This window comes from Pseudoxanthomonas winnipegensis, assembly GCF_004283755.1.
Taxonomy (GTDB): Bacteria; Pseudomonadota; Gammaproteobacteria; order Xanthomonadales; family Xanthomonadaceae; genus Pseudoxanthomonas_A; species Pseudoxanthomonas_A winnipegensis.
The window spans coordinates 205,328-225,779 of record NZ_SHMH01000005.1 but is presented as its reverse complement, the minus strand read 5'-3'; the positions used below and the strand labels follow the sequence as shown (position 1 = coordinate 225,779).

The following is a 20,452-nucleotide window of genomic DNA, read 5'->3' as shown; positions in this document are numbered from 1 at the left end:
GCCTTCAGCCTCTGGGCAGGGCGTCGAGCGCGTCCAGGACGCCGTCCACGCCGGGATTGATTGCGGTGGGCGAGAGATAGCTCCAGGCGATCGTGCCCTGTGCATCGATCACGAACAGGGCGCGCTTGCAGTAGCCGTGCTCGGCATCGTAGGCGCCGTAGCGTCGGGCGACGGCGCCCTTGGGTTCGAAGTCCGACAGCAGCTCGAACCCCAGCTTGCGGTCGGCGATGAAGGCCTGGTGGCACCAGACACTGTCCACCGAGATGCCGAGCACCGTGGCCCTGGACTTGGCGATCAACGGGAGGGCGGCGTTGAACAGCGCCAGCTCGTCGCCGCAGACCGGGCTCCAGTCCGCCGGATAGAACACCAGCACGACCGGCCGGCCGCGCAGCTCATGCAGCGCGAGCGCCTGGTCGGGTGTGGCATTGAGACTGAAATCCGGCGCCTGCGTGCCGGCCGGGAGAATGGCGTCGGAACTGTCTGAGGCGGACATGGCAGCGCTCCTGTCGACCGGATGTGACCCACTGTCGCGCAGCGACTGGAAACATGGCGTCAGGAAGACCGGACTGGTCGCGCGCCCGTTCGGCGCGGACCTCTCCCTGGCCGCACGTAGAATGGTCGGCCGTCCCAGGCTTTCTCAAGGAACTCCGCGATGCACGATCCCGGCACCGAGCCACCGCGTTCCGCACGGCTGCGCGGGGGCGGCGCGCGATGAGCCAGACGCCGAGCCATGATCCGCAGACCGTGGTGATCTGGCACAACCCGCGCTGCGGCAATTCGCGCGGGGCGCTGGAGTTGATCCGCCAGGCCGGCATCGAGCCGCATATCGTCGACTACCTCAACGACCCGCCGGATCGGGCCACGCTGACCGCGACGCTGGCGGCCACCGGCCAGCCCCTGCGCGAACTCATGCGCCGCAAGGAGCCCGAGTACGCGCAGCTGGGCCTGGACGATCCGGGCATCGACGACGCGGGGCTGATCGAGGCCATGCTGCGCCATCCGGTGCTGATCAACCGCCCCATCGTGATCACCGGACGCGGGACGCGGCTGTGCCGACCGCCGGAGCAGGTGCTGACGCTGTTGACTGACTGAGGGTTATTCGAACCAGCCGCCGCACGAGGTGATGCAGCCGCGCCAGGTGCTGGTGCAGCTGGCGTAATCGGGACTGGGATCAATGCATGTCGGGCCGCCCGGATTGTTCGCTCGCTGGCAGCGCTGTTTGTCGGCATCCTTCACCCACGGCGAGCACCGTTGCTCGACGTGATCCCGCTGCGCCTGGCAACTGCCCCGCGCGCTCAGCGCCGAGGACTCTGCCGCGTTATTGCACTGCAGGCGCTGCTGGTCGCACTGCTCGGCACAGAGGGCACCGGCCGCACTGGCCGGCCGATGCACCTTGTCGGCCCAGCAACCGCTCAGCGTCGCGGCGCACAGCAGGATCGCCACGGCACGAATCGACAGACCGTTTCCCATCGTCACCCTCCCTGTGGCAACGGACCGGATCTATTGCCAGTCGGTGATGCCTTCGCGGCGGTAGGTCTCGTGGAAGGACGGCAAGGCCTTCATCCGCGCCGCATAGGCCTTGAGCGCCGGCCACTCGTCGGTGGGCCGCGGCATATAGCGCGACCAGCGCATCAGCATGGTCAGCACGAAATCGGCCGCGCTGCGCTGCTCGCCCAGCAGGTAGGGGCCGTTGGCTTCCAGATGGTCGGCCACCTGCTGCCAGGCGTACTCAAGCGCAACGCGCGCGGCGGCCTTGACCGGTTCGATGTTGACCTCGCCCGCCGGTTCGTCCGGGTAGAACCAGCTGCGATACGCCGGCATCAGCGTGTAGGCGCAGAAGAACAGCCAGCGGTAGTACGCGGCCCGCTCCGGGGTGCCCACGGCCGGGGCCAGCCCGGCCTGCGGATGCAGCTCGGCCAGGTGCATGACGATGGCGGCCGACTCGGTCAGGACCTGCCCGTCCAGCACCAGCGTGGGCACGCGGCCCTGCGGGTTGAGCCGGAGGTATTCGGGCGATCGCTGCGCGCGGGTGTCGAAATCGACCAGCTCCAGCCGGTGAGGGATGTCCAGTTCGATCAGGAGCCAATGCACGACCAGGCTGGCGGTGCTGGGGCTGTAGTAGAGAACGGCGTCGGTCATGGGATGGTCTGGCTGGGATGGTCAGTCGCCGACCAGGCGGCCGCCGCAGTCCAGCACGCAGTCGCGGTGCGTGGTGGCGCAGGAGGCCGCCGTCGGCTTGGGATCGGAGCGGGCGCCGCCGAGCGTGGCGGGCGCGCTGTGCATCGGCGCGCCGGTGCAGGCCGCGCGCAGCGTGTCGCACTGGCGCGCGCAGGCCTGGCCTTGCGGGGTGGCCGGGCGCAGCAACGTGGTCTCGGACACGCCGGGATCAGTGCTGGCGCAGGCGGCGAGCAGCGGCAGACACGCCGCCAGGATCCATGCTTTCACCACCCCTCCTGCCGCAAACGAACAGGGCCGGAGTATGCACGCCGGCCCTGCTGTCCTGCACGCGTTGGCGCCGCAGCGCTTACGCCGGTTCGACCACCACAGGAATCTTGCCGATCCTTGCCTGCCACTGGCGCGGCCCGGTCTTGTGCACCGACTCGCCGGTGGCGTCCACCGCCACGGTGACCGGCATGTCCTTGACCTCGAATTCGTAGATCGCCTCCATGCCCAGGTCCTCGAAGGCCAGCACGCGCGCGGCCTTGATCGCCTTGGACACCAGATAGGCCGAGCCGCCGACCGCCATCAGATAGACGGCCTTGTTGTCGCGGATGGCCTCGATCGCCGCCGGGCCGCGCTCGGCCTTGCCGACCATGCCCAGCAGGCCGGTCTGCTCAAGCATCTGCCGGGTGAACTTGTCCATGCGCGTGGCCGTGGTCGGGCCGGCCGGGCCGACGACCTCATCGCGCACCGGGTCTACGGGTCCGACGTAGTAGATGAAGCGGCCCTTGAGGTTCACCGGCAGCGTCTCGCCGCGGTTGAGCATGTCCACCATGCGCTTGTGCGCGGCATCGCGGCCGGTGAGCAGCTTGCCGTTGAGCAGCAGCACCTCGCCGGGCTTGAAGGTGGTGACCTCCTCGGCGGTGATGGTGTCCAGGTCCACGCGACGCGCGCCCTGCGGGTTGTAGGTCAGCGTCGGCCAGTCCTCCAGCGAGGGCGGGTCGAGCATCACCGGACCGCTGCCGTCCAGGGTGAAGTGGGCGTGGCGGGTGGCGGCGCAGTTGGGGATCAAGGCCACCGGCAGGTTGGCCGCGTGGGTCGGATAGTCCTTGACCTTGATGTCCAGCACCGTGGTCAGGCCGCCCAGGCCCTGGGCGCCGATCCCCAGCGCGTTGACCTTCTCGTACAGCTCCAGGCGCAGCTCCTCGGCGCGGTTGGAGGCACCGCGGGCCTGCAGGTCGACGATGTCGATGGGCTCCATCAGCGCTTCCTTGGCCAGCAGCATCGCCTTCTCGGCGGTGCCGCCGATGCCGATGCCCAGCATGCCCGGCGGGCACCAGCCGGCGCCCATGGTGGGCACGGTTTTGAGCACCCAGTCCACGATCGAGTCGGACGGGTTGAGCATGGCGAACTTGGACTTGGCCTCCGAGCCGCCGCCCTTGGCCGCCACGATCACCTCCACCTTGTTGCCCGGCACCACCTTGACGTTGACCACGCCCGGCGTGTTGTCGCGGGTGTTGATGCGCTTGCCGGCCGGATCGGCCAGCACGCTGGCGCGCAGCTTGTTGTCCGGGTCGTTGTAGGCGCGGCGCACGCCCTCGTGGACCATGTCCTCCACGCCCATCGTGGCGTCGTCCCAGCGCACGTTCATGCCGATCTCGAGGAACACGGTGACGATGCCGGTGTCTTGGCAGATCGGGCGGTGGCCTTCGGCGCACATGCGCGAGTTGATCAGGATCTGGGCGATGGCGTCCTTGGCGGCCGGCGACTCCTCGCGCTCGTAGGCGGCGGCGAGGTTCTTGATGTAGTCCACCGGGTGGTAGTAGCTGATGTACTGCAGCGCATCGGCCACGGACTGGATCAGGTCTTCCTGCCGGATCGACACCGGCGCGGTGGACGCCGGCGGGGCGGCATGGGTGTGGAGGTTCATGGCTGGCTCGACGCTAGCGGTGGGGAGTGAGGAATCGGGACATTTTAGGCCAAACTGCCGCGCCGGCCCCGCTGTCACACCGGCGCCCGCTCCCGCGTCCTGGGACTCATGCGACCCGCCATCCGTTTCGAAACGCACCGTTCCCGCCTGTTGGCGCTGGCCCATCGCCTGCTGGGCAGCCGCGCCGAGGCCGAGGACGTGGTCCAGGAGGCCTGGCTGCGCTGGCAGGGCGCGGCGCAGAAGGAGATCCGCGACGAGGAGGCCTGGCTGGTCACCGCCACCACCCGCCTGGCGCTGGACCGGCTGCGCGCGGTGCGCAACGCCCGCATCGACTACGTCGGCCCATGGCTGCCCGAGCCGCTGCAGGTGGCGCTGGCGCCCGACCCGGCCGAACGCGCCGAGCAGGCCGAATCGGTGTCCTGGGCCCTGATGGCGCTGCTGGAGCGGCTGGGGCCGGACGAGCGCGCGGCCTTCCTGCTCAAGGAAGTGTTCGACTACGACTACGAGGCGATCGCCGCGCTGCTGGGCCACAGCCAGGCCAACTGCCGGCAACTGGTGCACCGGGCCCGCGCGCGGCTGCAGGCCGGGCGCGCGCGGTTCGAGGTGCCGGCCAAACGCCATCGCCGCCTGCTGGAAAAGTTCATGGCCGCCTCGCAGTCCGGCGACCAGGCGGCCATCGCCGCGTTGCTGCGCGCCGATGCGCGGCTGGTGTCCGACGGCGGCGGCAAGGTCACCGCCGCGCTGCGCCCGCTGCTGGGCGCCGAGCGCATCGCGCGGCTGTATGGGGCCATCGCCCGGCGCGGCGCGCAGGTGGAGGCGCGCGTGGGCTGGGTCGATGGCGAGCCGGCGATCCTGCGCTTCGCGGACGGCCGGCTGCATTCATTGACCATGCTGGTCAGCGACGGCGAGCGCATCAGCGACATCCTGACCCTGATGAATCCGGACAAGCTGGCCGCCGTGGCGGTCCAGGCGGGCCGCCCGTAGCGCCCACTGCGCGCGTCCGAGTTCAAACCGGGCGATGATCTTGTTCGACCTCCCTGTGCGGAAGGAGATGCGGGAGCTGTCACGCGAGCCACCTCTGGCGCGTCCTTGCAGCGAAGGCGGCCCTGTCGGTCGCCACGCTGAAAGGATCTTGCGCATGAGCGCTACCACCTTCGCCCGCATCGACTACACCCGCCATCTGCCCAAGGCCACCCAGGCGCTGCTGACGCTCAGCCAGCACGTCCACGCGGGCGTGCTCGAACACACGCTGGTGGAGCTGGTGTTCCTGCGCGTCTCGCAGCTCAACGGCTGCGCCTATTGCCTGGACATGCATGCCACGGCGCTGCGCAAGGCCGGCGTGGAGCCGCGCAAGCTCGACACCGTGGCGGCCTGGCGCGACAGCCGCCTGTTCGACGCCCGCGAGCGCGCCGCGCTGGCCTGGGCCGAGGGCCTGACCACCCTGCCCTCGGGCCAAGCGGAAGAGGCCGCGTACCAGGCGCTGCAGGCGCACTTCGACGAGGAAGCCATCGCCACCCTGACCATGGCCGTGGCCACCATCAACGCCTGGAACCGGCTCGGCGTGGGCCTGCAGCCGCAGATGCCGTGAGGCGCCCGCCGCCGTCAGCGCGGCGGCGGCAGTCCAAACGCGCCGGCCTGGATCGACAGGATCGCCAGCAGTACCGCCAGCAGCACCGCGCCCTGCAGCACGAAGGCGATCCGCGCCGGCCAGCCGCGCGCGGCATAGCCGCAGACGAACAGCAGCGCGATCGGCGCGGCGCCGAAGCACATCAGGACCCACCAGCCGGGCGTGCCGCCCTTGGGCACCAGAGGCCCGGTCAATCCGATGCCGAACAGCAGCAGGGCCAGGGCATTGCAGAACAGGGGGAGCACGTGGCGCATCGTCCGATTGTGCCCGTCGCCGCGCCCGGCTGCAGCGCGGGTCGGCCTTGCGTTCACACAAGGCCATCGGCCTGCAACGCCGCGTCTTCGTGATGGGCGCTGCGTGGGCGTGGGGACGGCGCTAGGGCCCGATCGGCACACCGATCACCGAGTGAGCTTCATGCTGGCACACCGGCGCAGCCTCGCGCCGGTGTGCGCAGCGGACCCGCGATCGCCAGCTTTGCCGGCCCTGTGCAGGGTTGGCATCATGGTCGACCGCTTGTGCGATCCGTTGTGCCGAAGATGAAGATCCCGTTTCCCCCGCTGCTGCAGGACTGGCTGGGCGTGATCCTGCCCGTCGCGCAGGTCCTGCTGATCCTGCTGCTGACGCGGCTGCTGCAGCTGCTGCTCAAGCGCCTGATCGGCCGCGCCGCGGCACGCTACGACCTGCCGCCCGAACTGGCCATGGGCGTGCGCCGGGTGCTCAACACCGTGCTGCTGATGGCGGCCACGCTGCTGATCCTGGAGCGTCTTGGCGTGTCGGGCACCGTGCTGTGGACGGCGTTCACCGGCTTTGCGACGGTGGGCGCGGTGGCCTTCTTCGCCGCGTGGAGCGTGCTGTCCAATATCTTCTGCACGTTCCTGATCTTCATCGTGCGTCCGTTCCGCCTGTACGAAACGGTGGAACTGCTCGAGAACGGCGAGAAGCCCGGCATCAAGGGCAAGGTGATCGACGTCAACCTGCTCTACACCACGTTGCAGGAGGAAGCGGCCGGCGACGGCGCACCGGCCACGTCCGTGCAGGTGCCCAACAACTGGTTCTTCCAGCGCGGCATCCGCCGCTGGCGCGACGCGCAGCGCATCGCCGGCAGCTGACTCAGCGCAGCTGGCTGTCCTTGCTGCCGCGGCGGTTGTAGCCGCTGGCGGACTTCTGTTCGGCATCGTGCGCCGCCTGGCATTGCACGCACAGGCGCACGCCGGGAATGGCGTCGCGCCGCGCCTTCGGGATCGGGGCATCGCATTCTTCGCAATGGGTCAGCCCGGGACCGCTGGGCAACTGGCTGCGGGCGCGCTGGATCGCGTCCTTCACCGTCGCATCGATCTGGTCCTGCACCGCGCCATCGTTGGCCCAACCGGTGGCCATGGCCGTCTCCTGCCTGTGGACGAGTCCCCGACCCTACGCCGATCCAGATGAATCCGCAGCGAGCCGCGCGGGCCAGACGCCCGCGCCCGGCCGGATCGGTGCGGTTTCGCTAGCATGCACGGCTCCACCGCCGCCGGGCCGCCCGCGCATGTCGTCTGCCATCGAAGAAGTCCGCGACGCCGGCGCAGTCGACCCGGCGATGCTGGTCGAGCGCGGCACGCCGCTGGTCCTGCGCGGCCTGTGCGCGCACTGGCCGATGGTGCAGGCGGCGCGGCGCTCGGACACCGAGTTCGCCAAATTGCTGGCCGCGCACGACAGCGGCGCGGCGGTGGACACGCTGCTGATGCCGCCGGAGGCCAACGGCCTGGTCGGCTACGACGCCACGCTGGAGGGCTTCAACTACCAGCACTTCAAGGTGTCGGTGACCGATGTGCTGACCCGGCTGGCGCAGTACAGCCGCTGCGAAGGCCCGGTACACGGCGTGGCCCTGCAGAGCGCACCGATCGCCGGCTGCCTGCCCGGCCTGCTGGCCGACCATGCGATCGAGGGCCTGCCGGCCACCATCGCGCCGCGGCTGTGGCTGGGTAACCGGGTCACCACGCCGGCGCACTTCGACGCCTTCCACAACATCGCCGTGGTGGTCTGCGGGCGGCGGCGTTTCAGCGTGTTCGCGCCCGAGCAGGTGCGCAATCTCTACATCGGCCCGCTGGACTTCGCGCCGACCGGCGCGGCGATCAGTCTGGCCGACCTGGACGATGACACGGCGCAGTTCCCGCGCCTGGCCCAGGCGCGCGAACACGCCTTGGTCGCCGAACTGGCGCCCGGCGATGCGCTGTACCTGCCGCCGCTGTGGTGGCACCACGTCGCCTCGCTGGAGCGCCTGAACGCGCTGGTGAACTTCTGGTGGCAGCCGCCCCTGGCCGATGGCCGTGCGCCGAGCCCCGGGATCGTGGCGCTGCTGCATGCGCGCCTGGCCTTCGCCGGCCTGCCCACGCACGAGCGTCAGGCCTGGCGGGCGCTGCTGGAGCACTACGTCTTCGGCGAGGAAGACCCGGCCGCGCATATCCCGGAAGCCAGGCGCGGCGTGCTGGGCGCGCTTGATGCGCAGGCCCTGGCGGCCTTGCGCCAGCGCATCGCCAATTCGCTCTAGGCCCCGGGCGCTGATCCCGCGTTGACGCCGGCGCCGTCACCCTCTCCTTTCACCTTGCGGAGCTTGACCATGGAACAGACCGTCCATCCCTTTTCCGAACTGTTCGCTCAGCTCGGCCTGGCCTCGGACGAGCGCAGCATCCGCGCCTTCATCGCCGAACACGCGCCGCTGCCCGATGCGATGCGTCTGGAGGAGGCCCCGTTCTGGTCGCCGGCCCAGGCCCAGCTGCTGCGCGAGGAACGCATCGACGATGCCGACTGGGCGGTGGTGGTCGACCAGCTCAATGTCGCCCTGCACGCCACGCCCGAGGCCTGAATCCTCAGGCGATCCGGGCCTGACCTGATTGTCATGCCCGCAGCGGCGCATTTGCCAGGAACCCAAGCGCACGCGTGCTATCACCGGCACACACCCGACACCGCCCGGAGTTGCGCCATGCGTCGTCTGCCCGTGTTGCTCGCCGCGCTCATCGCCCTGCCCGCCCTGGCCCACCACGGCTGGAGCAGCTATGACGCCAACAAGACCTTGAAGATCTCCGCACCGCTCGCCCAGGTGCAGTACCGCAACCCGCACGCCGAAGTCGGCGTCGACTACCAGGGCAAGCGCTGGAACGCGGTGCTGGCGCCGATCAGCCGCATGACCTCGCGCGGCCTGCCGGACGGCGCGCTCGTGGTCGGCAAGACCGTCATGATCGAAGGCTATCCGCGCCTGGACGGCACGGCCGAGTTGCGCGCCGAACGCATCACCGTGGACGGCAAGACCATCGAACTGCGCTGATCTCGCAGCGCCATGGACGTGATGGCCTGGGCCCAGCAGCTGGAAGCCTCCGCGCTGGGCCAGTGGATGCGGGCCGGCTGGGGCTACCCCTTCGCCAATGTGCTGCATCTGGGCGGGCTGGTGCTGCTGCTCGGCAGCATCGGCCTGCTCGATCTGCGCCTGCTGGGCTTCGGCCGGCGGCTGGAGGTGGAACATGTCTCGCGCCTGCTCACGCCGCTGGGCATCGTCGGGCTGCTGGTGCTGGTGGTCACCGGGGTGATGCTGTTCAGCGCCGACGCCACCGCCCTGCTCGGCAACCGCATGATGCAGTTCAAGCTGATCGCCATCGCCGTGGCGGTGATCAACGCGCTGGCCTTCCGCCTGTGCTTCGGCGGAAGGTTGCAAGCCTGGCGCTATCGCCCGCCGCCGCTGGGACGCGCGATGGCCGCGCTCTCGTTGCTGGGGTGGCCGACCATCCTGGTCGCCGGCCGGATGATCGCCTACACCTGAGCCCGCGCGCTCCGCCCCTCCCCTTGCGCAGCAGGGGGAGGCCGGGAGGGGGTTGGATCAGGTCGCGGGTTGCTTGGTGCGAGGCGCGCGAAACAACGGCAAAGGCAACAGCTGGATTCCCGCCTTCGCGGGAATGACGACCTGAAGAAGCGGCGGATCAGCGGGTGAAGCAAGACAGAAGCCTGTTTGCCGCCCGAACTTCAGCCCCGCGCACGATCCAGCCCGCTTCATCCACCAATCATCCTGCGCCAGGCAGGCCCGGCTAGGCTGGACCCTGGTTCGATATGCCGCAACGGCGGCAGGAGCGCTCCGCGTTGCGATCCCTGATCCTGCAGGCACCCATCGCCTTGTCCGCGGCCCTGGCCGCCTGCACGCCAACAAAGACCCCGGAAGTCGCCGCTCCCGCTCCATCGCCGCAGACAGCGCCGGACGCCTCACCGCCCGACACGCCGATCCAGCACGCCGACTACGACTGCGAGGGCACCCACATCGCCGTGGCCTTCTTTGGCCAGGCACGTGCTGAAGTGACGCTGGACGCACGTCTGCTGGTGCTCAAGCCCGCCCTCGCCGCCGATGGCGCGCGCTACGCCGACGATGCCGGCAACGCCTTCTGGGCCAAGGGCATGGACCGGGCGACGCTGACGCTCGCCCAGGACCCCCACGACAAGACCTGCACGGCACTCCCGCCGGAAGCGCCACAGCGCTGACGGACCGCAGCCTGGGTCAGCGCGCGTGCTGCAGCGCGCGCTGCACGGCCGCCTGGGCCAGCGGCGCCATCACCGCATAGCCGGCCGCGTTGGGATGCACGCCGTCGCCGGAGACCTTCGCATCCAGGCCACCCTGCCCGTTGTCCAGCGCTCTGTAGTAGTCCAGATACACCGCGCCGGTGCGCTGGGCGTACTGCCTGATCCAGTCGTTGAGCGCGCGGATCTTCGGCGCCGGCTGCAGGCCGGGCTTCCACGGGTAGTCGCTGGCCGGCAGCACCGAGGCCAGCACCACGGCGATGCCGTTGGCCTTGGCCAGCTGCGCCATCGAGGCCAGGTTGTCCTGGATCATCTGCGGCGTGGCCGGCCCGGTATTGCCGGCGATATCGTTGGTACCGGCCAGGATCACCACCACGGCGGGCTTGAGATCGATCACGTCCTGGCGGAAGCGCACCAGCATCTGCGGCGTGGTCTGCCCGGAGATGCCGCGGTTCACGTAGGGCTTGCCCGGGAAGAACGTCTCGCTTCCGGTCTTTCCCCAGCCTTCGGTGATCGAATCGCCGAAGAACACCACGCGCCGCTTACCGGGCGCGGCCAGCGCCGCATTCTCATCGCGATAGCGCGACAGCTGCGGCCAGTCGGCCAGTTGCCGCTGCATGGCCTGCACCTGCTCGGCGCTGGGCGTCTGCGCGTAGACGTTACCGCTCATCGCGGCGATCAACAGGAACACCGGCAGGCCGGCACGAGGCAATACGCGCTTGAACATGAGTCCCTCCCAGGCATGTCATGCGGACCAGTCTATCGCCTCGTGCCGGCGCGTCCGATCAGGGCTTGGGCTTGTCCGTCTTCTTGTCGGCCGCGGCCTTGTCCGCCGCCGCCTTGCGCTCGGCCGCATCCTTGACCGCCGCAGCGAAGCGCGGTTCCTCGCGCAGCAGCTTGGACTGCGGGTCCAGCGTGTAGAGGTCGTTGTCCTGCAGCGCGACATGGCCGCGGCCGTCGGTCATCGGCACGGTGACGGTGCGCCCGCTGTTGGGGCCGATGCGCACGTCCACCGGCATCGGGAACGGCAGGTCGTCCGGCGTCTTCCAGCTCAGCGACAGGCCGCCGGCATCGCGCTCGGCGATCAGCTCCGGCAGCGCGGCGCGATACAGGTACACGTCGAAGAACCAGCTGTAGTCCTTGCCGGTGACCTTGTTGACGATGTCGATGTAATCCCTGGTCGAGACATAGCGCGGCTTGAAATGGCCCGGGCGCGGATGCGCGCTGCCGTACACCGCCAGACGGATCGAGGTGAAGAACGCCTCGTCGCCGATCAGCGAGCGCAGCGTGTGCAGCATCAGCGAGCCCTTGTAATAGATGTCCAGGCCTGCGCCGTGCTCGCGGTTGTAGACCGCCTCCTCGGTCTGCGACTTGCCGCTGACGATCGGCACGCGGTTGGTCACCGCGGCGCGCTGGTCCAGCAGCGCGGCGTGGTAGTCCATCTCGCCGCGCAGGTACTGCAGGTACAGCGGCTGCATATAGCTGCCGAAGCCCTCGTGCAGCCACATGTCGTCCCAGTCGGCGTTGGTCAGCTGGTTGCCGAACCACTCGTGCGAGAACTCGTGCTGCATCAGCCAGTCGTAGCCGTACTTGTCCTTCTTGTAGTCGTTGCCGTAGGCGTTGATGGTCTGGTGTTCCATGCCCAGGTGCGGGGTCTGCACCACACCGACCTTCTCGTCGCCGAACGGATACGGGCCGATCTGGCTCTCGAAGAAGTCCAGCATCTTGGGCAGCTCATCGAACAGCGCCTTGGCCTGCGCGTCCTTGTCGCCCTTCAGATACCAGTAGGCCAGCGGGATGGTGTTGCCATAGCGGCTCTTGTAGCTGCCGCTGAGCTGCTCGTACGGGCCCACGTCCAGGGCGATGGCGTAGGTGTCCGGGTTCTTGGCGCGCCAGTGGTAGGTGCGCCAGCCGTTGCGCTCCTGCATGCCGATGAACACGCCGTTGCCCGGCGCCACCAGCGGCGCGGGCACGGTGATGTGCTCGTCCACCAGCGCGGGCTCGCCCTGCGGATGGTCGATGCACGGCCACAGCAAATCGCAGCCTTCGCCCTGGATGGCCGAGGCCACCCACGGCTCACCGGTGGGCGCGGTCGCCCAGACGAAGCCGCCGTCCCACGGCGCGCGCTTGGCCACGTGCGGCTGGCCCGCATAGACCACGCGCAGCTGGACGCTGCCCCCGGCCGGCACCTGCCGCGGCAGGGTCACGCGCATGCGGCCTTCGGGGTTCTGCCAGGCCTCGCGGGCCACCGGCTTGCCGTCCACCTCGACCCGGCTGACCGCATATTCCGGATCCAGATCGACCACCAGCGCCTGCCGCGGGGAGATCGCCTTGAAGGTCAGCGTCGCATCGCCCTCGATCCGGCGCTGGTCGGGAATCACCTTGAAGCCCAGGTCGGCGTGCTCGAAGCTCACCGCCAGCTGCTCCGGCGTGCGCGGCAGGCCGGTCTGCTTGGTCACGGGACTGAGCTCGGCGCCGTGCGCCTGGGACACGCAGGCCAGCGCAAGCGCCAGGGTGGAGACGAGCAGACGGGAACGGGACATGGCAGGCCTGGCGGAAAGGGAAACCGGCGCAGCGTGCCAGCAAACCGCCGCCACTGCATCCATCCGAAGTCATGCCCGCCGGGATGCCCGGCTCAATCGTCTTCGGCCGCGGCCTCGCGCCCCTGCTGGCGGATCATGGCCTCCATCCGCGCCTCGTTGATCGCCTCGCGCACGCCGTCCAGATCGGCGGTGCGCGTATCGGGCGTGAACTCGCCGGTCAGCACCGTGTCCGGCTGCAGCGCACCGGCCTCGAACAGCGCCCACATCTCCTCGCCATACCAGGTGTCCAGCAGCTCCGGCGCCCAGCGTCCCAGGCTGGCGGTGAGATTGTTGACGTCGCGCAGCAGCATGCGCCGCGCCGCGTTGTTGCCGCCGGCGCTGACCACCTGCGGGAAATCGATCACCACCGGGCCGTCGGGGCCGACCAGCACGTTGTACTCGGACAGATCGCCGTGGATCAGGCCGCAGCACAGCATGCGCACCACCTGGCGCATCAGCACGGCGTGGAACGCGCGCGCCTGGTCGGCTTCCAGTTCGACCTCGCCCAGGCGCGGGGCGCTGAAGCCCTCGGCATCGGTCACCAGCTCCATCACCAGCACGCCGTGGAAGTAGCCGAAGGGTTCGGGCACGCGCACACCGGCGTCGCGCAGCTGGTAGAGCGCATCGACCTCGGTGTTCTTCCAGGCGACCTCGGCCTGCTTGCGGCCGTACTTGGTCGCCTTGCCCATGGCGCGGGCCTCGCGGCTGCCGCGCACCTTGCGCCCTTCCTGGTACTGCACGCGCTGCTGGAAGCTGCGCTGGGCCATGTCCTTGTAGACCTTGGCGCAGCGCACCTCGTCGCCGGCACGCACCACGTACACCGAGGCTTCCTTGCCGCTCTTGAGCGGTCGCAGCACCTCGTCGATCACACCATCGTCGATCAAGGCCAGCAGGCCGGGGGGAGTCTTCATCGCGTCATGCCAGGGGACTTGCGTCGCAGGTCCGTTGCGGGCGTGCCAGTGTCGCATCCCCGGGGCGAGCGGTGTTGAAGATCCCATCGCGATTCACAGCCGGCGGCCTGCCTCGGGCTTGTCGCAGCGGCCAGGCTGGCCCTACAGTCGCGCACCGCCGCGCCCTCGCGGCATCTGCCAAAGGGACGACAGCGCCGATGCATCCGGTCAGCACCATGGAAGTGTTCCTGATCGCCATGGCGATCATCTTCTGCGTTCCCTTCCTGATCTGGCGGCTGGGCCGTACCGAGTACTTCGCACCGCTGGTGGTGGTGCAGATCATCACCGGCATCCTGCTCGGGCCGGGCATCCTGGGCGCGGCGCTGCCGGGCTACTACACATTCGTGTTCACCCCGCAGGTGGTGCAGATCCTGACCGGCCTGGGCGGCTGGGCGGTGATGCTGTTCGTGCTGATCGCCGGGATCGAACTGGACCTCAGCCAGGCCTGGGCCAACCGCCGCGAGAGCGGCATCACCGCCGGCCTGGCGCTGGGCGTACCGCTGCTGTTCGGCGGGCTGGCGGCGGTCGGGCTGCTGCGCTTTCCGGGCTGGATCGGTGCGCAGGGCCAGTCCTGGCAGTTCGTCGCCGGCGTGGGCATGGCCTGCGCGGTGACCGCCCTGCCGATCCTGATCCTGCTGATGGAGAAGCTGGCGATCCTGCGCCAGCCCATTGGCCAGCGCATCCTGCGCTATGCCAGCCTGGACGACATCGCCATCTGGGGCGTGCTGGCCCTGGTCCTGCTGGACTGGGAGCGGATCGGCCGGCAGATCGGCTTCCTGGTCAGCTTCGCCGTGGCCTGCGTGCTGTTCCGCAGGCTGATGCGCGCGATCGGCGAGCGCGACCGCTGGTACGTCATGCTGATCTGGCTGGCGCTGTGCGCCTTCGGCGCGGACTGGTCGGGCCTGCACTTCATGGTCGGCGCGTTCCTGGCCGGCGTGGTGATCGACGCGCACTGGTTCGACCAGGCCGACATGGACCGCCTGCGCCACAACGTGCTGCTGGTAATGATGCCGGTGTTCTTCCTGAGCACCGGCCTGCGCACCGCCTGGAGCGTCGGTGGCGCGACCGTGTTCCTGGCCGCGCTGGTGCTGCTGGTGGCCGCCGTCGCCGGCAAGCTGGCCGGCGTGCACCTGGCCGGCCGCCTGCTGAAGTGGAAGCCCGGCGAGGCCAGCCTGATCGGCTGGCTGCTGCAGACCAAGGCCCTGATCATGATCATCTTCGCCAACATCCTGCTGGACAAGGCGATCATCACCAGCGCCACCTTCACCGCCCTGCTGCTGATGGCCGTGATGAGCACCATGCTCTCGATCCCGATGGCCACGCCGCGGCTGCGGCGGCTGGCGAAACGACAGGAGTGAGTGAAGAGGAGTGAGGAGCGAGCAGAAGCGGATTGCTTTCGCCCTGACTCCCTTCTCACTGCTCTGCGCTCGCTCCTGCTCTTAGCCCAACGCGTCCAGCGCCGCGGCCAGATCGTCGGCCAGCGGGGCGTTGAGCAGGTACGGGGTGCGGCCGCCGTCGAGGGAGAACTCCAGCGAGGCGGCGTGCAAGAACAGGCGTTTGAGGCCGATCTGCTCGCGCAGGCGCTTGTTCGCCTCCGGATTGCCGTACTTGTCGTCGCCGGCGACCGGGTGGCCGATGTGCTGGGCGTGGACGCGGATCTGGTGAGTGCGGCCGGTTTCGATCAGGACTTCGCAGTAGGACTGGCCGCCGCGGCGCTCGAGCACCTTGAAGTGGCTGACGCTGGGCTTGCCGCCGTCGTTGACCTGAACGTGGCGCTCGCCGCCCTGGCGCAGGCCGACCAGCAGGGGTGCGTCGACGGTCATGGTGCCGTCGGGCAGGCGCCCGGTCAGCAGGGTCAGGTAGCGCTTGCGGATGCCCTTGGCCGGGCCGGCGTCCTCGCGCAGCAGCGCCTGCAGCTCGGTCAGGGCGGAGCGCTTCTTGGCCAGCACCAGCAGGCCGGAGGTGTCGCGGTCCAGGCGGTGGACCAGCTCCAGCGGCTGGTCGGGGCGCAGGGCGCGCATGGTCTCGATGGCGCCATGGCTGATGCCGCTGCCGCCGTGGCTGGCCACCCCGGTGGGCTTGTTGATGACCAGCAGGCGGGCGTCCTCGAACACGATCGCCGCCTCCATCCGCGCCAGGAAGCCGGCCGGCGGCGCCGATTTGGGCCCGACCTCCTCCAGGCTGACCGGGGGCACCCGCACCTCGTCGCCGGCGGCGAGCTTGCGCTCGGCCTTGGCCCGGCCCCCGTTCACGCGGACCTGGCCGCTGCGCACCAGCTTGTAAACCAGGCTGCGTGGGGCGCCCTTGAGCTGGCCGAGCAGGAAATTATCCAGCCGCTGGCCATCGCGGTCGGCGGGCACGACCACCGTGCGCACGGCACTGCGGGCGGGCGGCGAGTCGGGGCGTGGCGGTACGGTCATTTCCGGCAGCTTCTCTGTTACACTCGGCGATGCGAGATAAGGGTTTGATTTCGCAGGAAAGTTCTACACGGGCCAGAAGCCCAGCTTCCCTCGCGAAAGCCCGGCACAGTGCGCGACCACCGCCCCCGGGGCGGCCATGTTAGCGGCTCGCCGGCAGGCCCCGACACCCGCCGGATGCGTCAGACATCCGAAGCTGAACACGTCCCGCGCGGTAACGGCCCTTCCCGGGCGGTCGCCGACGGTCCCGCAACACCGACACATGACAAAGCGCTCCCGCGGCCCGCCGTGGTGTCGAAGCGCTGGAAGCTCCAACCCGCCCCACCCGCGCAGCGCGCGAGGGGCGGCCGAACGTTCCAGAGGCAAAACGCCATGGCGCCCCGCGCGGTAGCAGCGCGAGGAACGCAACAATGAAACGTATGTTGATCAATGCCACGCAGGCGGAAGAACTGCGCGTGGCGATCGTGGACGGGCAGACGCTGTACGACATCGATATCGAGCAGCCCTCCAAGGAACAGAAGAAGTCCAACATCTACAAGGGCCGCATCACCCGGCTCGAACCCTCCCTGGAAGCGGCCTTCGTCGATTACGGCGCCGAGCGTCACGGCTTCCTGCCGCTGAAGGAAATCTCCCGCGACTACTTCCAGTCCGGGGTCGACCACCACAAGGCCGGCCTGCGCGAACTGCTGCGCGAGGGCCAGGAAGTGGTGGTCCAGGTCGACAAGGACGAGCGTGGCAACAAGGGCGCGGCCCTGACCACGTTCATCTCCCTGGCCGGCCGCTACATGGTGCTGATGCCCAACTCGCCCACCGCCGGCGGCGTCTCGCGCCGGATCGAGGGCGACGACCGCGCCGCGCTGAAGGCGGCCATGGACGCGCTGACCATCCCCGACGACATGGGCGTAATCATCCGCACCGCCGGCGTGGGCCGCGATGCCGAAGAGCTGCAGTGGGACCTGGACTACCTGCTGAGCGTGTGGAAGGCCGTGGCCGAGGCCGCGCTGGCCAAGCCGGCGCCGTTCCTGATCTACCAGGAGTCGCGCCTGATCGTGCGCGCCCTGCGCGACTACCTGCGCTCGGACGTGGGTGAGATCCTGGTCGACACCGCCGAGCTGTACGAGACGGCCAAGGAGTTCATGCAGCAGGTGATGCCGCACAACCTGCGCAAGCTCAAGCACTACACCGACGACATCCCGCTGTTCAACCGCTTCCAGATCGAGTCGCAGATCGAGGCCGCCTACGAGCGCAACGTGCGCCTGCCCTCGGGCGGTTCGATCGTGGTCGACCAGACCGAGGCGCTGACCGCCATCGACGTCAACTCGGCGCGCGCCACCAAGGGCGGCGACATCGAGGAGACCGCGTTCCACACCAACTGCGAAGCGGCCGAGGAAGTGGCCCGCCAGCTGCGCCTGCGCGACCTGGGCGGCCTGGTGGTGATCGACTTCATCGACATGTCCTCCTCCAAGCACCAGCGCGAGGTCGAGAACCGCCTGCAGAACGCGCTCAAGTACGACCGCGCCCGCGTCCAGCTGGGCCGCATCTCGCGCTTCGGCCTGATGGAAATGAGCCGCCAGCGCCTGCGCCCGAGCCTGGGCGAATCCAGCCAGATCGTGTGTCCGCGCTGCGACGGCCATGGCCGCATGCGCAGCGTCGAGTCGCTGTCGCTGTCGATCATCCGCGTGGCCGAAGAGCACGCGATGAAGGACAACACCGGGCAGGTCCTGGTGCAGGCGCCGCTGGAGATCGCCAACTACCTGCTCAACGAGAAGCGCAACGCGCTGCGCGAGATCGAACAGCGCCACGATGCGCCGATCATCATCGTCGCCGACGAGCAGCTGCACACCCCGCACTACGAAGTGACCCGCCTGCGCGAGAACGAACTGGGCGAAGAGTCGAGCAAGCCCAGCTACCAGCGCGGCACCCCGCGCAAGCTGCCGGTGCATGCGCTGACCAAGGCCCAGCTCAACATCCCCGCCGCCCCGGCGGTGACCACGGTCAAGCACGCCCAGCCCGCGCCGATCCGCCAGGAGCGCGAGGCGCCGGCTCCGGTCGAACCGGCCCCCGCGCCGGTCGCCCCGGCGCCGCAGCCGGTCGCCGCCGCCACCGGCGGTGTGGTCGGCTGGCTCAAGCGCGTGTTCGGCGCCGCCAGCGCCCCGGCGCCGGTCGCCGCGCAGCCGCAGCCGGCGCGCGAGGCGCGTCCGGCGCGCAACGAGCGCGGCAACACCGGTCAGCAGCGCCGCAACGGCAATGAAGGCAACCGCGGCCAGGGCGGCAACAACGTCCGCGGCGGCCAGCAGAACGGCAACGGCCAGGCGCGTCGCGACAACCGCGAGGCGCGTGGCAACCGGGACGGCGGCCAGGCGCAGGCCGGCAACGGTCAGGCGCCGCGCAACAAGGGCGAGGGTCAGCAGAACAAGCAGCCCCAGCAGCAGCCCAAGGCCGCGCAGAACCAGAACCCGCCCAAGCAGCCCAAGCCCCAGCAGGACAAGCCGCAGCAGGACGCCCCGGCGCAGCAGGCCCAGCCCGCGCAGCCGCGTGCGCCCAGGCCGCCGCGCGAGCCGGCCAAGCTGGTCGAGGCCACGCCCGAGCTGCTGGCCGCCACGGCGGTGACCGCCGGCCTGAACGCCGAGGCGCCCCAGCCCGTGCCGGCAGCGACGACCGAACCGGTCGCCGAAGCGCCCAAGCCCGCACCGGCCGCGCCGCTGGCCGCCGATGCCGATGCCGAGACCGAGGACAACGCGCGCGACGAGCAGGACGAACTGAACGCCGACGGCGCCGAGTCCGGCGACGACAACGGCACGCCGCGCCGTCGTCGCGGCCGTCGCGGCGGTCGCCGCCGCCGTCGTGGCAATGGCGAGCAGGCCGCTGGCGATGCGTTCGAGCAGGATGCCGCCGGCGAGGAAGAGCCGGTGGTCGTGCCGTCGTCCTCGCAGCCGGAGTTCGACTTCGACGACGCCGAGACGCCCGCCCCGGCCGCGCCGGCGGCCAAGCCGCGCGTGCGCACCGAGGCCGCCACCGCTGCGGTCGCCGCGGCCAGCGCCACTGCCGTGGTCGCCGCCGTCGCGCCGGACAGCAAGCCGTCGGCGCCTGCCGAGGAGCCGCAGGTCGCGTCGTCGTTCGATGCGCCGGCGCCGGCCCACGAGGGCGCCGCCCCGGTCGTCGAAGCGGCAACGCCTGCTCCTGTTCCGGCGACCGAGCCGGTGGCCGCTGAGTCGGTTCCCGCAGGTCCCGAAGTGCACGTCAGCGTCGAAGTGCAGCCCGAGCCGTCTCCGGTCGTGGCCGAGATCGCGCCCGAGCAGCTTCCGGTGACCACGGCCGCACCGACCGCCGATGCGTCGGCGGAGGCGCCGTCCGAGGTGCAGGCCCCCGTGGCCAGCACCGCGCCCGAACCCGAGCTGTCCGCGCAGGCCGAAGTGACCCCGCCCGCCGAGGAAGCCCCGGCAACGGCGCAGGCCACCGAGGACGAGACGCCGGCCGATGCCCCGGCGTCCAAGCCTGCGGCGGCCTCGGGCTCGCTGTTCTTCGCCGCCGACGCGCAGACCCCGCGCTCGGTGACGCGCCACCTGTTCGAGCCGGCGCCCGCTCCGCGCGTGTCCGACGAACAGGCGCCCGCGCAGAACGACAGCCACGGCGACACGACCGACAGCGAGCGCAGCGCCTGAGCCAGCGACGCGGACCGGGCCCGGCTTCATCGCCAGGCCCGGCATCGGGATGAAACGGAACGGGCGCCCTCAGGCGCCCGTTTCGCTTTGCGTGACCTTTTTGAGTGGCTCTTTGCCTTTACGTTCTCGCGTCCCTGCGAGGGGACGACCAGCCCGTATGAGGCAACCGACAGTCCGTACGACTGGAACAACACTCCGTCATTCCCGCGAACGCGGGGAGTGCTTCCTGGCAGACGAATGTCTGACCATCCAGTGCCTGTTGCAGTCCGGAACAAAAGTCCCTGGGTTCCCGCGTTCGCGGGAACGACGGTAGAGGTTTCGCTGCGGCGGGGACCCAGCTGCCCGTGTTGCTTTGCGCGGGCTTTAAGTGACCTTTTGCGTGTCCCTGCGAAGGGACGAACAGTCCGTGCGAACGGACCAACAACCCGTCATTCCCGCGAAGGCGGGAATCGAGGGACTTTGGGGCTTGCGTGCGAACGTCCATGGATTCCCGCTTTCGCGGGAATGACGAGCGACGATTGATCGGATCAGGGGGACACTTGGCAAGCGCGCTCTGCCAGCGCCCTACCCCAGCCTAAGCCGCACACGCAG

General features: G+C 69.8%; 22 protein-coding genes. 11 read left to right on the top strand and 11 right to left on the bottom strand.

All coding sequences use genetic code 11. From position 1 onward, the window contains the following. Nucleotides 1–4 precede the first annotated feature (4 nt). Nucleotides 5–493 carry a redoxin domain-containing protein gene (locus tag EAT51_RS11325; RefSeq protein WP_130561632.1) on the bottom strand — a complete coding sequence of 163 codons (489 nt, stop codon included), beginning with the start codon at nucleotides 491–493 and terminating at the stop codon, nucleotides 5–7. A gap of 218 nt (nucleotides 494–711) precedes the next feature. Between EAT51_RS11325 and arsC the strand changes: the two genes are divergently transcribed. Next, nucleotides 712–1,092 carry an arsenate reductase (glutaredoxin) gene (gene arsC / locus EAT51_RS11320; RefSeq protein ID WP_130561631.1) on the top strand — a complete coding sequence of 127 codons (381 nt, stop codon included), beginning with the start codon at nucleotides 712–714 and terminating at the stop codon, nucleotides 1,090–1,092. A gap of 3 nt (nucleotides 1,093–1,095) precedes the next feature. On the opposite strand, the gene EAT51_RS11315 is transcribed toward arsC, so the two are convergent. The 4 genes from EAT51_RS11315 to EAT51_RS11300 form a co-directional block, all read right to left on the bottom strand. Continuing rightward, nucleotides 1,096–1,470: a hypothetical protein gene (locus EAT51_RS11315; RefSeq protein ID WP_130561630.1), complete on the bottom strand. Its 375-nt coding sequence runs from the start codon at nucleotides 1,468–1,470 to the stop codon at nucleotides 1,096–1,098. A 30-nt stretch (nucleotides 1,471–1,500) separates the two neighbouring features. Then, nucleotides 1,501–2,139 (bottom strand): glutathione S-transferase family protein, encoded by a 639-nt coding sequence (locus tag EAT51_RS11310; protein ID WP_130561629.1) that lies wholly within the window; start codon nucleotides 2,137–2,139, stop codon nucleotides 1,501–1,503. Nucleotides 2,140–2,160: 21 nt separating this feature from the next. After that, nucleotides 2,161–2,445 (bottom strand): hypothetical protein, encoded by a 285-nt coding sequence (locus tag EAT51_RS11305; RefSeq protein WP_130533213.1) that lies wholly within the window; start codon nucleotides 2,443–2,445, stop codon nucleotides 2,161–2,163. A 79-nt stretch (nucleotides 2,446–2,524) separates the two neighbouring features. Further along, nucleotides 2,525–4,090: a fumarate hydratase gene (locus EAT51_RS11300; RefSeq protein ID WP_130561628.1), complete on the bottom strand. Its 1,566-nt coding sequence runs from the start codon at nucleotides 4,088–4,090 to the stop codon at nucleotides 2,525–2,527. 108 nt (nucleotides 4,091–4,198) lie between these two features. Between EAT51_RS11300 and EAT51_RS11295 the strand changes: the two genes are divergently transcribed. Further along, on the top strand, nucleotides 4,199–5,074 hold the full coding sequence (locus EAT51_RS11295; protein ID WP_130561627.1) for an RNA polymerase sigma-70 factor: 876 nt from the start codon (nucleotides 4,199–4,201) through the stop codon (nucleotides 5,072–5,074). Nucleotides 5,075–5,228: 154 nt separating this feature from the next. Next, nucleotides 5,229–5,678 carry a carboxymuconolactone decarboxylase family protein gene (locus EAT51_RS11290; protein WP_130561626.1) on the top strand — a complete coding sequence of 150 codons (450 nt, stop codon included), beginning with the start codon at nucleotides 5,229–5,231 and terminating at the stop codon, nucleotides 5,676–5,678. 14 nt (nucleotides 5,679–5,692) lie between these two features. Here the strand turns inward: EAT51_RS11290 and EAT51_RS11285 are convergent, their stop codons facing one another. Next, nucleotides 5,693–5,971: a hypothetical protein gene (locus tag EAT51_RS11285; RefSeq protein ID WP_130561625.1), complete on the bottom strand. Its 279-nt coding sequence runs from the start codon at nucleotides 5,969–5,971 to the stop codon at nucleotides 5,693–5,695. A 282-nt stretch (nucleotides 5,972–6,253) separates the two neighbouring features. Between EAT51_RS11285 and EAT51_RS11280 the strand changes: the two genes are divergently transcribed. Then, a complete protein-coding gene (locus tag EAT51_RS11280; protein WP_130518009.1) occupies nucleotides 6,254–6,826 on the top strand; it encodes a mechanosensitive ion channel domain-containing protein in 573 nt (190 codons plus the stop codon). A gap of 1 nt (nucleotide 6,827) precedes the next feature. Here EAT51_RS11280 and EAT51_RS11275 read toward each other — a convergent pair whose 3' ends face one another. After that, complete coding sequence (locus tag EAT51_RS11275; protein ID WP_130518006.1) at nucleotides 6,828–7,094, bottom strand: DksA/TraR family C4-type zinc finger protein; 267 nt, start codon at nucleotides 7,092–7,094, stop codon at nucleotides 6,828–6,830. Between the two features lie 148 nt (nucleotides 7,095–7,242). On the opposite strand from EAT51_RS11275, the gene EAT51_RS11270 reads away from it, so the two are divergent. The 5 genes from EAT51_RS11270 to EAT51_RS11250 all read left to right on the top strand — a co-directional run bounded on the left by EAT51_RS11270 (nucleotide 7,243) and on the right by EAT51_RS11250 (nucleotide 10,214). Beyond that, nucleotides 7,243–8,244: a cupin-like domain-containing protein gene (locus tag EAT51_RS11270; protein WP_130561624.1), complete on the top strand. Its 1,002-nt coding sequence runs from the start codon at nucleotides 7,243–7,245 to the stop codon at nucleotides 8,242–8,244. A gap of 69 nt (nucleotides 8,245–8,313) precedes the next feature. After that, nucleotides 8,314–8,559 carry a DUF2789 domain-containing protein gene (locus EAT51_RS11265; RefSeq protein WP_130518002.1) on the top strand — a complete coding sequence of 82 codons (246 nt, stop codon included), beginning with the start codon at nucleotides 8,314–8,316 and terminating at the stop codon, nucleotides 8,557–8,559. Between the two features lie 117 nt (nucleotides 8,560–8,676). Beyond that, nucleotides 8,677–9,018, top strand: a complete 342-nt coding sequence (locus EAT51_RS11260) for a DUF6152 family protein (protein WP_130561623.1) — start codon at nucleotides 8,677–8,679, stop codon at nucleotides 9,016–9,018. A 12-nt stretch (nucleotides 9,019–9,030) separates the two neighbouring features. After that, a complete protein-coding gene (locus tag EAT51_RS11255) occupies nucleotides 9,031–9,507 on the top strand; it encodes a hypothetical protein (protein WP_130561622.1) in 477 nt (158 codons plus the stop codon). 314 nt (nucleotides 9,508–9,821) lie between these two features. After that, nucleotides 9,822–10,214, top strand: a complete 393-nt coding sequence (locus EAT51_RS11250) for an MliC family protein (RefSeq protein ID WP_165422706.1) — start codon at nucleotides 9,822–9,824, stop codon at nucleotides 10,212–10,214. Between the two features lie 16 nt (nucleotides 10,215–10,230). Here the strand turns inward: EAT51_RS11250 and EAT51_RS11245 are convergent, their stop codons facing one another. The 3 genes from EAT51_RS11245 to EAT51_RS11235 all read right to left on the bottom strand — a co-directional run bounded on the left by EAT51_RS11245 (nucleotide 10,231) and on the right by EAT51_RS11235 (nucleotide 13,743). Then, nucleotides 10,231–10,920: an SGNH/GDSL hydrolase family protein gene (locus EAT51_RS11245; protein WP_228257918.1), complete on the bottom strand. Its 690-nt coding sequence runs from the start codon at nucleotides 10,918–10,920 to the stop codon at nucleotides 10,231–10,233. A gap of 115 nt (nucleotides 10,921–11,035) precedes the next feature. Further along, nucleotides 11,036–12,793: a M1 family metallopeptidase gene (locus EAT51_RS11240; RefSeq protein ID WP_130561619.1), complete on the bottom strand. Its 1,758-nt coding sequence runs from the start codon at nucleotides 12,791–12,793 to the stop codon at nucleotides 11,036–11,038. A 92-nt stretch (nucleotides 12,794–12,885) separates the two neighbouring features. Beyond that, complete coding sequence (locus tag EAT51_RS11235; protein ID WP_130517991.1) at nucleotides 12,886–13,743, bottom strand: PA4780 family RIO1-like protein kinase; 858 nt, start codon at nucleotides 13,741–13,743, stop codon at nucleotides 12,886–12,888. A gap of 197 nt (nucleotides 13,744–13,940) precedes the next feature. Here EAT51_RS11235 and EAT51_RS11230 point away from each other — a divergent pair, with 197 nt between their 5' ends. Next, a complete protein-coding gene (locus EAT51_RS11230; protein ID WP_130561618.1) occupies nucleotides 13,941–15,140 on the top strand; it encodes a cation:proton antiporter in 1,200 nt (399 codons plus the stop codon). Between the two features lie 81 nt (nucleotides 15,141–15,221). Here EAT51_RS11230 and EAT51_RS11225 read toward each other — a convergent pair whose 3' ends face one another. Next, nucleotides 15,222–16,202 (bottom strand): RluA family pseudouridine synthase, encoded by a 981-nt coding sequence (locus tag EAT51_RS11225; protein WP_130517986.1) that lies wholly within the window; start codon nucleotides 16,200–16,202, stop codon nucleotides 15,222–15,224. 416 nt (nucleotides 16,203–16,618) lie between these two features. Between EAT51_RS11225 and rne the strand changes: the two genes are divergently transcribed. Further along, nucleotides 16,619–19,861: a ribonuclease E gene (gene rne / locus EAT51_RS11220; RefSeq protein WP_130518752.1), complete on the top strand. Its 3,243-nt coding sequence runs from the start codon at nucleotides 16,619–16,621 to the stop codon at nucleotides 19,859–19,861. Nucleotides 19,862–20,452: the final 591 nt, after the last annotated feature.

What these genes read in the sequence shown, in the direction of transcription:
- EAT51_RS11295 (WP_130561627.1), top strand. Translation starts at nt 4,199, where the DNA reads ATGCGACCCGCCATCCGTTTCGAAACGCACCGTTCCCGCCTGTTGGCG.
- EAT51_RS11230 (WP_130561618.1), top strand. Translation starts at nt 13,941, where the DNA reads ATGCATCCGGTCAGCACCATGGAAGTGTTCCTGATCGCCATGGCGATC.
- EAT51_RS11235 (WP_130517991.1), bottom strand. Translation starts at nt 13,743, where the DNA reads ATGAAGACTCCCCCCGGCCTGCTGGCCTTGATCGACGATGGTGTGATC.
- EAT51_RS11225 (WP_130517986.1), bottom strand. Translation starts at nt 16,202, where the DNA reads ATGACCGTACCGCCACGCCCCGACTCGCCGCCCGCCCGCAGTGCCGTG.
- arsC (WP_130561631.1), top strand. Translation starts at nt 712, where the DNA reads ATGAGCCAGACGCCGAGCCATGATCCGCAGACCGTGGTGATCTGGCAC.
- EAT51_RS11260 (WP_130561623.1), top strand. Translation starts at nt 8,677, where the DNA reads ATGCGTCGTCTGCCCGTGTTGCTCGCCGCGCTCATCGCCCTGCCCGCC.
- EAT51_RS11325 (WP_130561632.1), bottom strand. Translation starts at nt 493, where the DNA reads ATGTCCGCCTCAGACAGTTCCGACGCCATTCTCCCGGCCGGCACGCAG.
- EAT51_RS11290 (WP_130561626.1), top strand. Translation starts at nt 5,229, where the DNA reads ATGAGCGCTACCACCTTCGCCCGCATCGACTACACCCGCCATCTGCCC.
- EAT51_RS11280 (WP_130518009.1), top strand. Translation starts at nt 6,254, where the DNA reads ATGAAGATCCCGTTTCCCCCGCTGCTGCAGGACTGGCTGGGCGTGATC.
- EAT51_RS11240 (WP_130561619.1), bottom strand. Translation starts at nt 12,793, where the DNA reads ATGTCCCGTTCCCGTCTGCTCGTCTCCACCCTGGCGCTTGCGCTGGCC.
- EAT51_RS11315 (WP_130561630.1), bottom strand. Translation starts at nt 1,470, where the DNA reads ATGGGAAACGGTCTGTCGATTCGTGCCGTGGCGATCCTGCTGTGCGCC.
- EAT51_RS11265 (WP_130518002.1), top strand. Translation starts at nt 8,314, where the DNA reads ATGGAACAGACCGTCCATCCCTTTTCCGAACTGTTCGCTCAGCTCGGC.
- EAT51_RS11300 (WP_130561628.1), bottom strand. Translation starts at nt 4,090, where the DNA reads ATGAACCTCCACACCCATGCCGCCCCGCCGGCGTCCACCGCGCCGGTG.
- EAT51_RS11270 (WP_130561624.1), top strand. Translation starts at nt 7,243, where the DNA reads ATGTCGTCTGCCATCGAAGAAGTCCGCGACGCCGGCGCAGTCGACCCG.
- EAT51_RS11285 (WP_130561625.1), bottom strand. Translation starts at nt 5,971, where the DNA reads ATGCGCCACGTGCTCCCCCTGTTCTGCAATGCCCTGGCCCTGCTGCTG.
- rne (WP_130518752.1), top strand. Translation starts at nt 16,619, where the DNA reads ATGTTGATCAATGCCACGCAGGCGGAAGAACTGCGCGTGGCGATCGTG.
- EAT51_RS11245 (WP_228257918.1), bottom strand. Translation starts at nt 10,920, where the DNA reads ATGAGCGGTAACGTCTACGCGCAGACGCCCAGCGCCGAGCAGGTGCAG.
- EAT51_RS11275 (WP_130518006.1), bottom strand. Translation starts at nt 7,094, where the DNA reads ATGGCCACCGGTTGGGCCAACGATGGCGCGGTGCAGGACCAGATCGAT.
- EAT51_RS11255 (WP_130561622.1), top strand. Translation starts at nt 9,031, where the DNA reads ATGGACGTGATGGCCTGGGCCCAGCAGCTGGAAGCCTCCGCGCTGGGC.
- EAT51_RS11310 (WP_130561629.1), bottom strand. Translation starts at nt 2,139, where the DNA reads ATGACCGACGCCGTTCTCTACTACAGCCCCAGCACCGCCAGCCTGGTC.